This window comes from Maribacter sp. R77961 (genome assembly GCF_044594925.1).
Classification (GTDB): Bacteria; Bacteroidota; Bacteroidia; order Flavobacteriales; family Flavobacteriaceae; genus Maribacter.
Window position 1 is genome coordinate 700844 of record NZ_CP138991.1, and the last position, 15475, is coordinate 716318.

The 15475-nt window shown below is 37.6% G+C and carries 11 protein-coding genes; 6 read left to right on the plus strand and 5 right to left on the minus strand.

What is annotated here, in order from left to right; all coding sequences use genetic code 11:
- Window positions 1-12 precede the first annotated feature (12 nt).
- Window positions 13-405 (plus strand): glyoxalase superfamily protein, encoded by a 393-nt coding sequence (locus tag SJY09_RS02915; protein WP_396637459.1) that lies wholly within the window; start codon window positions 13-15, stop codon window positions 403-405.
- Between the two features lie 287 nt (window positions 406-692).
- Here SJY09_RS02915 and SJY09_RS02920 read toward each other — a convergent pair whose 3' ends face one another.
- Window positions 693-2684 (minus strand): adenylate/guanylate cyclase domain-containing protein, encoded by a 1992-nt coding sequence (locus tag SJY09_RS02920; RefSeq protein ID WP_396637460.1) that lies wholly within the window; start codon window positions 2682-2684, stop codon window positions 693-695.
- A gap of 21 nt (window positions 2685-2705) precedes the next feature.
- Window positions 2706-4724, minus strand: coding sequence for a S9 family peptidase (locus tag SJY09_RS02925; protein WP_396637461.1), 2019 nt, complete (start codon window positions 4722-4724; stop codon window positions 2706-2708).
- A gap of 105 nt (window positions 4725-4829) precedes the next feature.
- On the opposite strand from SJY09_RS02925, the gene SJY09_RS02930 reads away from it, so the two are divergent.
- The 5 genes from SJY09_RS02930 (at window position 4830) to SJY09_RS02950 (ending at window position 12391) form a co-directional block, all read left to right on the plus strand.
- The gene (locus tag SJY09_RS02930) at window positions 4830-5813 is read left to right on the plus strand and encodes an SDR family oxidoreductase (RefSeq protein WP_396637462.1); all 984 of its coding nucleotides are present in this window, start codon (window positions 4830-4832) and stop codon (window positions 5811-5813) included.
- A 313-nt stretch (window positions 5814-6126) separates the two neighbouring features.
- A complete protein-coding gene (locus SJY09_RS02935; RefSeq protein ID WP_396637463.1) occupies window positions 6127-7323 on the plus strand; it encodes an FIST signal transduction protein in 1197 nt (398 codons plus the stop codon).
- 95 nt (window positions 7324-7418) lie between these two features.
- Window positions 7419-8651, plus strand: a complete 1233-nt coding sequence (locus SJY09_RS02940; protein WP_396637464.1) for an adenylate/guanylate cyclase domain-containing protein — start codon at window positions 7419-7421, stop codon at window positions 8649-8651.
- 99 nt (window positions 8652-8750) lie between these two features.
- On the plus strand, window positions 8751-10901 hold the full coding sequence (locus SJY09_RS02945) for a hypothetical protein (RefSeq protein ID WP_396637465.1): 2151 nt from the start codon (window positions 8751-8753) through the stop codon (window positions 10899-10901).
- A gap of 17 nt (window positions 10902-10918) precedes the next feature.
- A complete protein-coding gene (locus tag SJY09_RS02950) occupies window positions 10919-12391 on the plus strand; it encodes a hypothetical protein (RefSeq protein WP_396637466.1) in 1473 nt (490 codons plus the stop codon).
- A gap of 116 nt (window positions 12392-12507) precedes the next feature.
- On the opposite strand, the gene SJY09_RS02955 is transcribed toward SJY09_RS02950, so the two are convergent.
- The 3 genes from SJY09_RS02955 to SJY09_RS02965 all read right to left on the minus strand — a co-directional run bounded on the left by SJY09_RS02955 (window position 12508) and on the right by SJY09_RS02965 (window position 15404).
- The gene (locus tag SJY09_RS02955) at window positions 12508-13083 is read right to left on the minus strand and encodes a Pycsar system effector family protein (RefSeq protein WP_396637467.1); all 576 of its coding nucleotides are present in this window, start codon (window positions 13081-13083) and stop codon (window positions 12508-12510) included.
- 33 nt (window positions 13084-13116) lie between these two features.
- The gene (locus SJY09_RS02960; protein ID WP_396637468.1) at window positions 13117-13719 is read right to left on the minus strand and encodes an HD domain-containing protein; all 603 of its coding nucleotides are present in this window, start codon (window positions 13717-13719) and stop codon (window positions 13117-13119) included.
- 182 nt (window positions 13720-13901) lie between these two features.
- Complete coding sequence (locus tag SJY09_RS02965; RefSeq protein ID WP_396637469.1) at window positions 13902-15404, minus strand: M28 family peptidase; 1503 nt, start codon at window positions 15402-15404, stop codon at window positions 13902-13904.
- Window positions 15405-15475: the final 71 nt, after the last annotated feature.

Genomic DNA, 15475 nt, shown 5'->3' on the forward strand with positions numbered 1-15475 from the left:
TATATTTAGGATATGGAAACAAAAGGATATTTACATCAGATTCACCCAGTATTACCGGTTAAGAACGTGGTGAGTGCATTGGATTTTTATGTAAATAGATTAGGTTTTAAGATTGCCTTCGCGGATGACTCAAAAAATCCAACATATGCAGGTGTTCTGCGCAATGATATCGAGATTCATTTACAGTGGCATGATGCCAAGGAGTGGGAGCTAAACGGCGATAGACCTATGTTACGGATTGTAACCCAGAATATAGAAGCCCTTTATGAAGAGTATGCTAAAAAGGATGTTTTTAATGCACATACATTACTTAGGGAAACAGCTTGGGGTACGAAAGAGTTTGCATTTTACGACCCTTTTAAAAATGGGCTTACTTTTTATCGGGACGCTTCAATAGTATTTTAGTCCTTCTGTTTCATTTGAATATACCTAGTGACAAGACGAACCCCTAATAGTTCAAAAAGGATAACAGCAATGACCATTATAATATCAAATCCGCTCAGAATATCTTTTTAATGGCACCGCCCGAGCGTATGGTGCCCCCAGGCTTGCCTCGAACTAAAATATTTATTTCCTACTAATGCCTTGTGAGCTTGCCCCGAGGAGGGTTATTGTTTTTCATTTTAATCGTGTAAATCCTATTTCAGTATCGCTATCGTTCAATTTTTAGAAAAACGGGCTAAAATAAAAACCTATAGTTTTTCAACAAACCACATATCAACCTCCCCTTTACCTTTAGCATTTATTTTACCACGGTGCGTAAAGGTAAATAACGGATTATCCTTAACAAGTTCATAGGTGTACTGTGAGATATTTACTTGCCCTACGGCACCACTACTTTCCATTCTAGAAGCAGTATTTACAGTGTCTCCCCAAATATCATATTGAAATTTCTTAACACCAACGATCCCTGCTACTACTGGTCCTGTATGTATACCCAAGCGCATTTTAAAAGTGAACCCGTCGGTAGATTCTTTTTCAGTAAACCTTTGGGTCATATAATCCTGCATTTCCAAGGCTGCTAAAATAGTTTGGTCAACAGCATCGTCCGAAGGCAAAGGAATACCACCAGCAGCCATATAGGCATCTCCAATGGTTTTTATCTTTTCAATTCCGTACTTTTCACAGATATGGTCAAATGCTTTAAAACAATGATTTATTTCACCAATCAATTCTGCCGCAGAAAGCTCTGCTGATTTTTCGGTAAAACCTTTAAAGTCAGTAAATAAAATTGAAACGAGGTCAAAATCACGAGCAGCAGCTTCCCCTTTTTCCTTGAGTTCTTCCGCTATTTCTGCGGGTAATATATTCAGGAGTAAATTTTCTGATCGGTTTTTTTCTTTTTCTATAATTGCCCGGGACTTTCTTACGTAGCGCCAACGGATAAAGAAACCTATGGCCAAAATGAGGGAGATAAGTGCACCGGCGATAGCAATATTTCTATTCTTATCTTTTTCTTGAACTTCCACCTGATGTCGCATGCGCATCTCCGTGTCTTTCTCCACCTGTATTAGACTGTCCTGTACCGCTTTTTTAGAGAACTCCATTTGCTGCAATTTAATGGCTGTTTCTTCAGATTTTATACTATCTGAAATAGCGATCATTTCTTCATAGTAAGTCAAGGCTTCGTTGGTTTTACCAAGGCCCCGATAAGCTTCGTAAAGATTTTCGTATGAGTATTCTTGGCCTCCTAAATCACCAACCTGCTTTGCTAGGGACAAACTTTCCTTGGTGAGCTGTATGACCTTACTATAGTTTTCTTGATCCAAATAAATATCGCTCATACTCAGCAAATAAGAAGTGCTGCCTTGGAGGTCGTTAATACTTTTAGCAATTTTTAAACTCCTTTCAAGATAGTCTAATGCCTGTTCCGTATTGCCTTGATTATAGAACACAATGCCCATACCAGACAGTGAGGCAGCGATACCGAGTTTGTCTTCTTTTTTCTCATCAATGGCCAACGCTTTTTGGTAATATTCTAGGGCCTTCGAATATTCTTCGGTATCCAGATATACATTTCCAATGTTCACATACTGCGAAGAGTTGGCCATTTCGTTATCCATTTCTTTATGAATAGCAATACCTTTTAAGTAGTAGTCCAAAGCTTTTTCATGATTTCCCCTTCCAAAATAAATACTACCAAATTCGTTATAAATAGCACTTATTCCTTCCAAGTCGCCAATTTCTTCATAGATTTTTAGACTTCTCTCATAGTTTTTTAAGGCGTTGATAACATCTTCGTTATCATGATAGATATAACCGGTTTTTAATAAAATTTCCGCTGCACCTATTTTATAATCTATTTCTTCGGCGAGGGATAGCCCTTCTTTATATGAGACAAGTGCCTCAGGATAGTTACCGCTTCTAAACAATACATAACCCTTAAGGTCTAAGGCGTCTACCGTCCCGGTAGAGTAGTTGATTTTTTTAGTGAACTGGCAAAGTTCGTTGGCTAAGACGAGCGCGCTATCGGGTGCACTATTAAATGCCCCTTCATTGATATATTCCAAAAGTGCATCTGCACGAACTGAATCTGGTAAGGCTTTGTTCTTCCAAGCACCATTAAGTGAATCCAACGTATTCTGTGACCATATGCTACCAGTAAGAAATAGAAAAACAGCAAATAGCGGCGCTATGCTTTTCTTTCTCGATAGTTTGGTGGTACAATATTCAGCTATCCCCACACCTCAATTGTTATGCAACGATTAATCCTTATACTTCTCGAACCAAGCCAGTATACCGGCTATTTTAGCAACTAAGTTGCTTGGTCTGTTAGCAATACCATGAGATGCACCTGGTATACGCACCATGGCTGTTTCTACGCCTTCTAATTTTAATGCGGTATAAAATTGTTCCGACTCTGCAATAGGAGTTCTATAATCTTCTTCACCAGTGAGCAACATGGTAGGAGTAGTTACATTGGCTACGTAGTTTAATGGAGAACGCTTAAAATAACTTTCTGGATCTTCCCACGGTTTTTTCCCGAACCAATATTTAGAGAAGAATGCGGCACCATCTGCATACAGCACAAAACTGGCCCAGTTAATAACCGGTTTGGCCACGACGGCAGCTTTAAAACGGTTGGTCTTACCAACGATCCAAGCGGTCAGTACTCCGCCACCACTGCCCCCGGTTACGAATAAATTATCAGTATCTATATAGCCTTTGCCGATTACAGCATCTACACCGCTCATTAAATCATCATAATCGTGATTAGGATAATCGTGATGAATGAGGTTTCCGAAATCCGAACCATAGCTGGTACTTCCTCGTGGGTTGGAATATAATACCACATATCCTGCAGCAGCAAAAGCTTGTATTTCTGCCGAATACACTGAACCATAACTGGCGAATGGCCCACCATGAATTTCTAAAATAAAGGGGTACTTTTTTGAAGGATCAAAATTTGGAGGGGTCACTATCCAACCTTGGATGTCTTGCTGGTCATAGGAAGATTTCCACCAAATCTCCTTCACGTTACCAATATCTTTAAAGGAAAAGAGGTCATCGTTTACAAACGTAAGTCGCTTATTTCCTTTTTTAGTTTGTACGGCTAAATCGGCCGGATGTTCCGTAGTTCCTAAGGTATAGGCGATATTTCCATTTCTGGCCACTGTAAAAGCGCCTGCGTTATATGGTCTTCCTAAAGAGAGTCCGCCCACTTTACCTGCTTTATCGGTAATTTTTCCGGCTAAGGAGATATGTGCAATTTTGGTTTCGCCCTTATCGTCGTATTGAAAGAAAAGCCCTTTACCATCTCCGTCCCATTGAATATTTGAAATATTACGGTCAAAATCACCCGACAGTAATTTAGCTGGGCCACCGTTAACATCACGCACATATAACTGATTCAATTGGTATCCTAATAATTTATCATCTAGGCCGGTATAGGCCATTTTAGTACCATCGGGCGATAGGGTGGGTGAATTATCAGGTCCATAACGGTCGGTAAGTTCCTTAATTTCATTGTTTTCTAAGTGAAGCGCATAGATTTCACTATCATTGGGTTCAAAAGCTTCATCCGGATTAAAGTTGGCGGAGAAGTATAAGGTTTTACCATCTTTAGACCATTCTGGCGCACCGTGGTCAAAATCGGTCATAGTCAGTTGTTTTGGTGTTCCTCCATCAATAGATAGGGTAAAGAGTTGCGTGTTTCCTCCTTTTAGATAACCTTGGCCATCTCCTCTATAGTTGAGTTTGTCAATGTAGGTAGGGGGTGTGTTCCATTTGGCACCTTCGGGCTTAGCAGGCATCTTAATGATAGACTTATTCGCTTTGGGTACGAACATGGTAAAGGCCAAATAACGGTCATCTGGCGACCAGCTTACCGCACCCGGTGATTTTGGTGTATTGGTCAGTGGAGCAATTTCCTTGGAATCCATCCACATGACAAAAAGTTTCATGCGTTCGTCCTGTCGGTTGGACTTAAAAATAATTTTATCTCCCTTGTGCGACCATCTCGGATAAAAGTCGTTTTGGTTACCAGTGGTAATTGGTCTGTTTTTGGAACCATCGATATTTACAAGCCAAATATTGGATAAATTCTTATCTGTCATCACATCCTTGAAATTCCGGACATAAAGAATTTGACTTCCATCTGGAGAAATCTGAGGGTCGGAAATGAATTCCATGTTATAGATATCTAACAGTTCTAAATGCGAAGTACTTTGCGAAAATGCCAAAGGTGTACTAAGGACTAATAGAAAAAGCAGTAATTTTTTCATAATGTTCTTTTTGGTGGTTGTCTTGATGTTTTTGAAGATAGTGATTAACTTCAAATAAATATAGTACTTTGGGGCAAATAGTAGTCACTTTAAAAAGAAGGGTGTATGAAAGTTTTATTTATAGGGGGAACAGGAAACATTAGTGCGGCATCTAGCCGATTGGCTGTTGAAAAAGGCGTAGAGCTATTTTTGTTGAACCGCGGAAATTCCAAAGCAACCATAAATGGCGCAACTGCTATTATTGGGGATATTAATAAACCAGAAGAATTAGACGAACTCAAAAAACATAATTGGGATGTTGTAGTCAACTGGATTGCCTTTACTCCGGCGGATATAGAACGCGATATCGCTCTTTTTAAGGGAAAAACAAAGCAGTACATTTTTATTAGCTCTGCATCCTGTTATCAAACCCCATTAAGCTACCCCGTCATTACCGAATCTACGCCGCTCTGTAATAATCTCTGGGACTATTCCCATAACAAAATATTGTGCGAACAACATTTACAAAAGGCTTATGCCGAGGAAAATTTTCCCATGACTATTGTGCGGCCCTCTTTAACTTATGATACCGTAATCCCAGTTGCTATAGGAGGTTTTGATAAATATAATGTCGTAGACCGAATTAAGAAAGGAAAGGAAATTATTGTTCACGGCGATGGTACCTCTTTGTGGACTGTAACCCATGCTGATGATTTTGCCAAAGGTTTGGTGGGTTTGTTGGGGCTTACACAAGCAATTGGTCATGCCTTTCATATCACCTCTGACGAGGTATTATCTTGGAATATGATTTATAAAATTTTAGCGGATGCTTTGGGAAAAGAAGCCAAGGTGGTACATATTGCCTCTGACTTTATTTGCAAGATAGCACCTTCCTTTACGGGAACACTTTTAGCCGATAAGGCTGAGAGCGTGCTATTTGACAATACCAAGATAAAAACCTTTGTTCCTGGGTTTAAGGCAACTATTCCTTTTGCCGAGGGTATTAAACGTACTTTGAAATGGTTAGAAGAACACCCCGAAAAACAAAATATTGATCCAGAAACAGAGGAGAAAATAAAAAATATACTAAGAGCTTACCAATCCATATAACGTAATAAGCAGGGTAAATCTTAAAAATAGACTTTAAATAATACCATGATGTTGAAAAGGTTTATTTCAAGCTCTTATAGTAAGATATTTAGTTCATATCTAAAATATTATATGTTATTGCTATTGGCGCCGAAGACTATTAAAATACAGAACCAACAACTTTCGGTAAGTAAATTCTTACTATTTTTTTTGTTTCTGTAAATCAGTTAATTAAAGTAATCTTTAAATAGGGATTATTGTATCTTATTTACATATATTTGAGAAACAACCAAACAGTTTTCTGCCCCCCCCAGCTGTTACTAAGCAAAACATAATGGATACAAAAATAGGTATTGGTTCTAGTAACCAAACCGTTTCAGAAAAGGCGGGAAAAGAAGCTGCAGAACTAGCGCTCGAAAACGGAAATATAGACAAAGCGGATTTTGCCTTGATATTTAGTGGGGGAAAACACAACCCGCATGAGTTTCTTAAAGGGGTAAACCAAGTCTTGCCGAACGTTCCTAAAGCCGGAGGATCATCGTTTGGTATTATAACGGATGAATTTATAGGCTATGATGGTTTTGAAGTTGGAGTAACTGTCTTTAGCTCAGATAAAATACGTTTTCAATGCTTTGCGGAAGGCGGATTAAATGAAGACGAGTTTAAAGTGGGTGATGTTTTAGGTCAGAAAATAAGTGAAGCTGTTACTGCTGATTCTAGAGGTTTATTTGTTTTTTACGACTCTAGTAAACAACAAAATCCACCCATGTTGAATTTTGCGACGCCGCTGTTTGCAGCTTTAGAGAAGCATCTTCCGAAAGAGCTTGTGTTAGCTGGCGGGGGTTTTTTGGCAGATATGATGCTAAGCTCTTGTTATCAATATCTTAACAATCAAGTTTATTCGCAAAATGCAATTGGTATTCTCATGTCTGGAGATTTTTCGATGGATGTAGCAATACTGCACGGATGCCAGCCCTGCAGTGATTATGTTACCATTACAAAAACAAACGGCCCTGTTGTTCTTGAAATCGATAATATGCCTGCGCTAGATGTTGTTGATGAATTGTTAGGACCTAATCATGGCATAGCTGTCAAAGATTTTGCAATGAACCTAACCCTTGGTGTAAACAGAGGCGATAAATTCGGTGAATTTAAGGAGCATGATTATGCCAATAGGCTCACTTTAGCCGTAGATGAACCAAATAAGGCGTTGGTAATGTTTGAGCCAGACCTTACTTCCGGTACCGAAGTTCAATTAATGAGACGTTCTTTGGACTCTAATTATGTAAGCAGTGTTATAAATAATTTAAAGGAAAAGTCAAATAAACCCTCTTTTGCATTCTATATTAACTGTGGAGGTAGGGCAATGCCGTTCTCAGGCGTAGGTTTTGAAGATGCAACCGAAGTACAAAATGCGCTAGAAGGTATTCCTTTGGCAGGTTTTTATTCTGGTGTTGAAGTGGCGAAAGTGGGTGATAAACTACAAGCCCTAGACTGGACAGGTGTTCTTTGTATATTTTCTGACCTTTAGTATTCTTTGATATGAATTCTCCAAAACATAGCGAAGCGGCACAAAAAGAAATTGACTATTATAAGTCAAGACTAAAAAAGTTAACTAGTTCTTATATGTCACTAGAATATAGGAATACTTCTTTAGCTAAAGATGTATTGGAGATGAGTGAGGGTTTACGGGTAATTTCAGAACTACAACACAAGACCAATGCTAGCCTTAAATTAGTAGAACTTTTAGATTCCCTTACAGAGAACATCAATGTTCGTTTAAAGATGGACGTAACTCTTTTACTAGTCCCTGAAAAGGAGGGTACCTTAGCCTATATTCCAAAATATATTAAAGCGTTTAATGGGTATGATATAAAGGGCATATTAAAAAGAAACATATCGTTTACGAAAGAGTTTGTAAAAAGCAGAACGTATTTAATCAGCGATAATGATAGTAATCAGGCTTTTATAGGATACTTAAGAGAGGTATTGGAGATTGATCATTTTATTTTATCCCCAATAATCAATAATGATGAAATAATAGGCTATATTTTTACAGGTAGGCGGGCACAACTCTTACAGACGGGTACAGGCCTAGTTTCCTATCATCATAACATCTTAGAAGCAATAGGCGCGGTCATCTCTGCGCTGCGAAGTCAGATAGATCGTAATGAAATATTAGAAAAGAAGGTAGCTAAAAGAACCGCGGACCTACGCAAAGAAAAGGAAATTAGCGAAAAACTTTTGCTTAATATTCTTCCATATGAAACTACTTTAGAATTAAAGAAAAATGGTTTTGCCAAGGCCAAGGATTATAACGTAGTCACGGTCTTATTTACTGATTTCGTGAATTTCACTAAATATAGTGAAGGTTTAAACTCACAGGAACTTGTTACGGAAATTGATTTTTACTACAGCGCTTTTGATAAAATTATAAGCAAATACGAAATAGAAAAAATTAAAACTATAGGAGATAGTTATATGTGCGCAGCAGGATTACCTGTAAAAAACTTTACACATGCCAAGGATGCTGTTAATACAGCACTAGATATTAGAGATTTTGTTGAAGAAATAAAGCGCAAGAGAATTAAGGAAAACAAACATTATTTTGATATTAGGATAGGGTTGCATAGCGGTCCCGTGGTTGCTGGTATAGTGGGTATAAAGAAATTTGCATATGATATTTGGGGTGATACTGTAAATATAGCCTCCCGCATGGAATCTAGTTGCGAAGCCGGAAAGATTAATATTAGTAAGGCTACTTACCAATTGGTAAAACAAGATTTTGAATGTATGCATAGAGGTGTGGTAGAAGTAAAGAACAAAGGTAAAATAGACATGTATTTTGTGGAACGATAATGTAAAATAATTGTTTGATTTATAAATAATTAACAGACCTGTTGGGCATATGAAGTATGGTTTGAGATAGCAGTAATTTTTAACCTATAAACAATACCCATGAGCCAATTTAACTTTCCTAGAATTAATTTCCACGGTAGTGTATTATTAGATGTAGGTACCGCAAATAACGGTAGGTTTCATCCTTTACGAGTCTACAATCAAAATTCCGCACTACCTTATGCTCCTCCACGAGTATATTTAACCAGCGCCCAAGTGGCCTATGTAAAAAAATGCCTACCACAGTACAAAATAGTAACGGAAAAAGAAGAATCCTATGTGGTAATAGATACCATTTCCTCTCCTGATATTTTTGTGGATTGGGCACAATGGAATCTTGGAACTTCTGATATAGACAAGGACTTTAAGCCCTTGTATGATTATGTGGTACTAGCAGAATATAACATAACTGAAGATTCAACGAATTGGATACAGCCAGGTTATTGGAACTATTTTGGTGATATGAGTGTATACACCGAGGATGTAAGAATTACTGGTGTGCAGTTGCCAAATGGTAATGGCGTCAATACTTGGACTCCGGGAAATACAGAAGGATGTCCTGATGTTTTGGCACAGATGTTAAATACATCACTTTCTTTTCACAGCGATTTTTTTGCAGAAAACCCTAGATCTTCGGCGGTCTTTTGTGATGTAGATAGTGTAGGGCAGACCTGTACGCAAATGTTTTATGGAAAGGTAGGTATTTACGATGATTCAAACGGAAAAGAAAAAAGCTTTTTCGAGGGGAAACCCTGTAAGTCTACCTTCAACTGGATGACCTTAAGCAAAGTTTTAAATTGGATGGACCCCAGTCTAATGCCAATAAGTGGGGCTACTTATTTTTATTCTACGATAGATCTTACTACGTGCGATTCAGAATTACAAACGTTATTGAACACCTATGCTGGTGAGAACGTTACGGCATTATCCATGAAAATATCGGTACATGAGGTATATGAGGTACATAATCCAGATTATAGTATAATGCCTAGAAAAGGTATTGGAAATAGCAGAACAACAATGCCTAAAAATCCAGCTAGAGTAGCTTTTTCAGGTTCAATTTGTCCTTTTGTAGAAGGAGATATGAAGACCAATACTATTGCTAGAATACTTAAAAACCCAAAGAATGTTCATATTCCGATTTGTACCGATAATAAGATTAAGGTACCCCCCGTTAAAATTAAAGGCAAGTTTATAAACGATAAGCTAACCATGCCTAAGACAGTGCAGTTACCTCCATGTTTTCTTAATCATGACAAGAAGAACAACCTCATTTCTTTAGATATTATAAATACCGTACCCGAATATGGTACGGATTTAGGTGAGCCTTATGATTACGGTGGTGATACTTCTATTCCACCCTTTACAAAATTTGAAAATTATGATCTTGGAACCCTAAGTTTATACTACCTGCCTGATGGCAGTAATGTTCCAACATTAATAGGAACACTTAATCATACCAATGATTATAATTATACTAATTTCATAAATGTAGGAGGGGTTTTTAATTTTAGCGTCTCACCACAATACGATGATTATACCAATGGATTATTTTATTTGGAGGCAAACGGTCAGCAAATAGCTAAAGAGGACGATTTTCTTTTTCTTTCCGACCAACAAGGGTCTTATGCAGAGCAATTTCAGGAAAATAGTGAGGGCTACATGTCGGATGGACTGCCCAAGGGACCAGTATTTATTAGGGTATTCAAAAGAGGGGTTCCTGTGAAAAAAGAAGAAAACTATCAAGGTTATGTGCAGTACGTTGGTAACGGGGAGCCAAAACCCATTACAGTGTATGACGGAATGACTTTTCAATACCCTGTAGATACGGCAGGGTGTTCTATGTATGCCTTTTATAAGAATCCTGAGCAATCTTTTGATGGTTCGTTATATGCTTTAAGTAACAGTTATTTCATAACCACAAGAGTTCTGGAACATAGTCAAAAATTAGCTAATTTATTGGAACAGCCAGAACTAAGTTTTAATGATATTTATGATAATGTGCTGGCAAATTACCACACGGTACTACCAATTATGAGCGCTATCTTACCCTTTAATGAAAAAACATGGCGAGAACCATGGGTGCTGCGAAGAATGCTCCAAATGATAGATGAAAAAAGTTGGAATGGACCTTTATATATGCCAGTTACTAGGGAACTGTCTACACAGCAGCGCCAACTATTACAAAAGTGGGCGGGCCAAATTCTTTAATTAAAGCAAAGTACACCATGAAAAATAAAATTTTGAGTAGTACCGTAGTGCTAACAATTATTTTGATGTCACTAAATGGATGTGATGAAAAAATAAAGCAAATGCCAGTAGTAAATTTAGCTACACATTTAAAAATGACCAAAGAAAGTAAAGAGGTTCCCGATTTGTTTCAGGTAAGTATTCAAGATTATAATATTGACTTTAAGATACCAGCGTTACAGAGTGCCGCGGTAGGTAACTATAACGATAATTGGATACTAATTGGGGGAAGAAAAGAAGGTTTGCATAGTATGGATAATGACCCGCCCGCCTTTAACACATTAAAGGCAAATGACTCTATTTGGGTCGTAAACCTTGAGAGCCGAACATGTGTAGGAGTCCCTGTTCCAAATATTTATGCAAGAAATCTTTCTGCTACCAGTCAAGAATATTATCAAGTTAACGATAAGTTATATATAGCAGGTGGTTTTACGGTAAAAGATACGGCCCAGGTGAGTGACTGGACTTCTGATATGTTTTTTGAAATAGATATTCCTTCTTTGGTTGATTATGTTGGTTCAGCAGGTGCTACACCTGCGCTAGACCAGGTATTTACAAAGAGTATTCAAAGTAATTTTGTTCAAGTAACTGGTGGCGAAATGATGGTGGCAAACAACAATTTCTATATCATAGGCGGTCAGAACTATACAGGAGCTTATATTCCGGGAAATACAGGGAAGTATACCAATGCCATACGAAAGTTTAATCTCCTTCAGGTCAATGGCATCTGGCAGTTAACCGATACATTATCAGTTGTAGATAGTGTAAATTTACATCGAAGAGATTTTAATATGACCGAAATCATGACTACAGAGGAAGTTGATTCCGTTGGTGCTGTAATCTATGGTGGTGTTTTTACTAAAAAGGATTTAGCATTTAGAAACCCTGTCTATATCAGCGGATTGGTCTCAGGTAATTTAGACGTAGAAGTAGATACCACTTTTCTTCAAAGAACAAATCTTTATACAGGTGCAAAGGTACAAGCGGCTATAGTTATTACCGATCAAGGCAGCTTTATTAATCACACTACTTTTTTGGGTGGCATTTCATACATGACACTAAACCCTGGCACCGATAGCTTAAGCGTTCCGGAAACTGGTAACGAACTTCCTTTTTCAAATGTAATAACTTCCTTTTTAACAGATGGTAGCTCATATTCTATAGAAAAAGTTCAACTTCCGCCTAACGAAATATTACCAACCTATTTGGGAACAAATGCTACATTTTTCCCCAAGGCAGGATTTGCTATGGAAGGGCATCCTGCGCTATTGGATTTAAATAGAATTTTTAATAATTCCAACGCAGATAAATCTGTTTCAATAGGCTATCTGTATGGTGGTATTAAGTCGCCTGTACCCAATACAATTACCTCCAATGGCCATCGAAGCACATCCGTTAATAATAAACTGTATGAGGTTTTCATGACCATGAAGCTTCCGGGAAGTGACTAATTTTTTGAAGTACGTAATACGGTATCTTTTGAAAGATTTTAGATGTTATTTACACGCTGAGATTTATCTAAAAATAAAGAACAGGGATGATTTCGGTAAAAAAAATGCACTTATTATTAGTTAAATGCAAATTTAAGTAGGGTATAAATGACGCTTGCACCCAGTAAAGCAAAAAGCCCAATGGCTAAAAATTTGATAGCCCTATCCACACATTTAAATTTGTACGCAGAAATTTTTGAAATTATATAAATCTGCTGGCCTAAATGATCAAAAAGTTCTTCTTCCTTAAGACTGATGTCATAGAAAGTTTGCGAGAATTCATGTATTGTTCCAAATTTTGATATAATATCCCCAAAAAAGAAGATATTCCTATCATAATTAGCTTCAATCTTTGGTATAAAACAACGCACACTGAAGTAGATAGAGATAATGGTACATAGCAACCAAAATCCTAAAAGAAAGAATACCAGTAGATTACTGCTATCATCTGCTAGTACCAGGGCAATGTTCTGATAGGCAATGTTTAGTAAGATACCATAGAAAGATAATATAAGACCAGCTTTTATCTCGGAAGCTTTTATTAAGCTAAATACATAATTGATACTTCCCCAGTAATGATCTACCAGTTCCTCAGTATGAGGACTTTTACCCTTGAGTAATACGCTTTTGTTCTCCTTTGGTTTATCTTTCATTACCTTAGTTGGTTAAACCTTAACACCTCATTTCTAAGGTAAGAGTTTGCTTTTAAGTTCTTGTAATTTCTTCTTTTTGATAAAAGAACGATTACTCTTTGCAAAGGAGGTGTGGTAGGTATGATTCTCTAAAAAAGTTACTTGTGTCTGTAACCACTCTTCATCCGTTTCTAATACGTTGAAGTAAAGGAATTCTTGGTATAATTTCTCACTTAACGCATCATAATCGTCTCTTCCAAGATAATCTAAATCTGCATCCGCTAGGATTTCCTCATAAAACGTGGTGGGCTGCTGAGGTACTTTGGTTGCTCTTATCATACCGTTTATTGCAGTTATCTCTCGTTCGCTCAACTTTTTTTCAAGAAAAGGTTTAATTTCTGTTATCCCTAACTCTTCATGGTTAACCGGCGAAACTAAATATCCGATATCATGACTTATTGCAGCAATCCTAATTAAATCCCCATTGTCTTTATCAATATTATAATGTCTAATGTACTTATTGCAAATGTTAGCTACATCAATTGTGTGAGATAGGCTATGGTAGGTAAGATGGTCTGGCCACTTATCTTTCATAAAGGAGAAAATGTCCTTACATAGTTCTGGGTAATTTTCTTTATTCTGTAATTCGTCAACCATTTCCTGGAAACGTATAATTTTTTAAAAAGCTTGATATACAATTTACGATTTAAAGTGCAAACTTGTAATTTGTTTTCTAAATAATTATAAATTTTCAAATCAAATATTCTTTGTCTATCTACAATTAAGTTCAAAAGTAGATTTATTGTTTGTAAGAGGTTATGAGTTGGTTACGGTTTGGGTTAGTTCTTAATGGGCACTTCAGGTAAATTATCATAAAGTTCCTTACTAGCAGCTTCATACTTATCTCCTGCAACCCAGGTTGGGGTAGTGGGGTCGTTGCCTATCTGCCTTCCCGCTAAGACATAGGCGCTAAAAAATTTAAACAAGTAGTCGTAGTCCAAGGTGTTCGCCTCATCACCTGGTCGGTGATAATACTTGGTAACGTCACCGTCAAAAGATGAAAACCCAAGTGAAAATGTGGGTGCAGGGATACCTTTTTTAGCAAAGTTCACATTATCGCTCCTATCAAATAAACCTTGTTCTTTTGCAGGGTCTTCAATAGCTTTCAAACCAAAGGTTGTGGCTGCAGAAGTAATATTTTTTTCGGCAGTGGTTCTTGTTAATCCTACGATGGTCGCCAATGAGGTATCATTATAACCACCATTATCACTGTTAAAACAATAGACCATTTTATTAAGGGGCAATACCGGATTTTCCACATAATACTCGCTACCCAAAAGTCCTTTTTCTTCACCAGTAAATAGAATGAATAAAGCGGAACGTTTGGTGGGGTATTTGGCCAAATTTTGGGCCATGCTCAGTACGGTTGTAGTTCCTACTGCATTATCTCTGGCCCCATTGTATATGGTATCACCTGTTTCATCCGGCGTTCCTATTCCAACATGGTCATAGTGCGCAGAATAAATGATATATTCCTCTTTAAGTTTCGGGTCCGTACCTTGAACCACTCCAATAACGTTTTGGGAGATGACCGGCTCTTCTTGCTTTTCACTAAGGGAAACTCTTGCTTTTACTGTTTTAGCACTTTCCAATTCTTGTGCCATAATGCCCGCGGCGTCCAAAGCCCAAATATGTGCTATGCCATTCGCTTCTTTTTCCTCTTCGTTATCCCCAGCTACCATTAATCTAGCTTCATTGAAATTATGTTCAATAAAACCCCACATATTCGTATCTGTGTCAAGGAGTTCAATTATAGCGACAACTCCATTCGCTTGAGCAATTTTTTGTTTTTCTGTGCGTAATCCAAAAGCAGCTCTAGCATCCTTAGTATCCGGACCTCCAGCTTTTACGATAATTACTTTTCCCGTTACATTTTTTCCAGTATAATCATCTGCTAAGCCGTGATTAAGGAATACGGCATCACCCTCAACTCTTGTTTGAGCAGGGTTTATGAGCGCATAGTCGGTAATTTTGGTATCGTTTATTTGGATACTGACCTCAGATGGCGGAGATACACTTTTCAACTTTACTTCTTGGTAATACGTTCCCGTTTTAGGATTGGGTTTTACACCATATCTACGGAATGCATTAGCGAGGTAGGAAGCAGCAATTTTTAGTTCTGGAGTGCCCGTTGCACGTCCTTTTAAGAGGTCGTCGGCCAAGAAATAGATATGACCTTCAATAGTGGATTTATTGACGGTCTCTTTCGTTTTTTCTATATCTGTTTGAGCATAGATGGAACACGAACAAAATAGGGCGAGCAGTATTGAATAGCTTTTCATGGTTGTAGTTGATTAATGGTTGGTTTAGATATAAGTTTGAAGATAATCAATTGAATACGAACCTAGTGCGT

Coding starts and splice junctions, on each gene's coding strand:
- SJY09_RS02915 (WP_396637459.1), top strand. CDS start 13: ATGGAAACAAAAGGATATTTACATCAGATTCACCCAGTATTACCGGTT.
- SJY09_RS02925 (WP_396637461.1), bottom strand. CDS start 4,724: ATGAAAAAATTACTGCTTTTTCTATTAGTCCTTAGTACACCTTTGGCA.
- SJY09_RS02930 (WP_396637462.1), top strand. CDS start 4,830: ATGAAAGTTTTATTTATAGGGGGAACAGGAAACATTAGTGCGGCATCT.
- SJY09_RS02935 (WP_396637463.1), top strand. CDS start 6,127: ATGGATACAAAAATAGGTATTGGTTCTAGTAACCAAACCGTTTCAGAA.
- SJY09_RS02940 (WP_396637464.1), top strand. CDS start 7,419: ATGTCACTAGAATATAGGAATACTTCTTTAGCTAAAGATGTATTGGAG.
- SJY09_RS02945 (WP_396637465.1), top strand. CDS start 8,751: ATGAGCCAATTTAACTTTCCTAGAATTAATTTCCACGGTAGTGTATTA.
- SJY09_RS02950 (WP_396637466.1), top strand. CDS start 10,919: ATGAAAAATAAAATTTTGAGTAGTACCGTAGTGCTAACAATTATTTTG.
- SJY09_RS02955 (WP_396637467.1), bottom strand. CDS start 13,083: ATGAAAGATAAACCAAAGGAGAACAAAAGCGTATTACTCAAGGGTAAA.
- SJY09_RS02960 (WP_396637468.1), bottom strand. CDS start 13,719: ATGGTTGACGAATTACAGAATAAAGAAAATTACCCAGAACTATGTAAG.
- SJY09_RS02965 (WP_396637469.1), bottom strand. CDS start 15,404: ATGAAAAGCTATTCAATACTGCTCGCCCTATTTTGTTCGTGTTCCATC.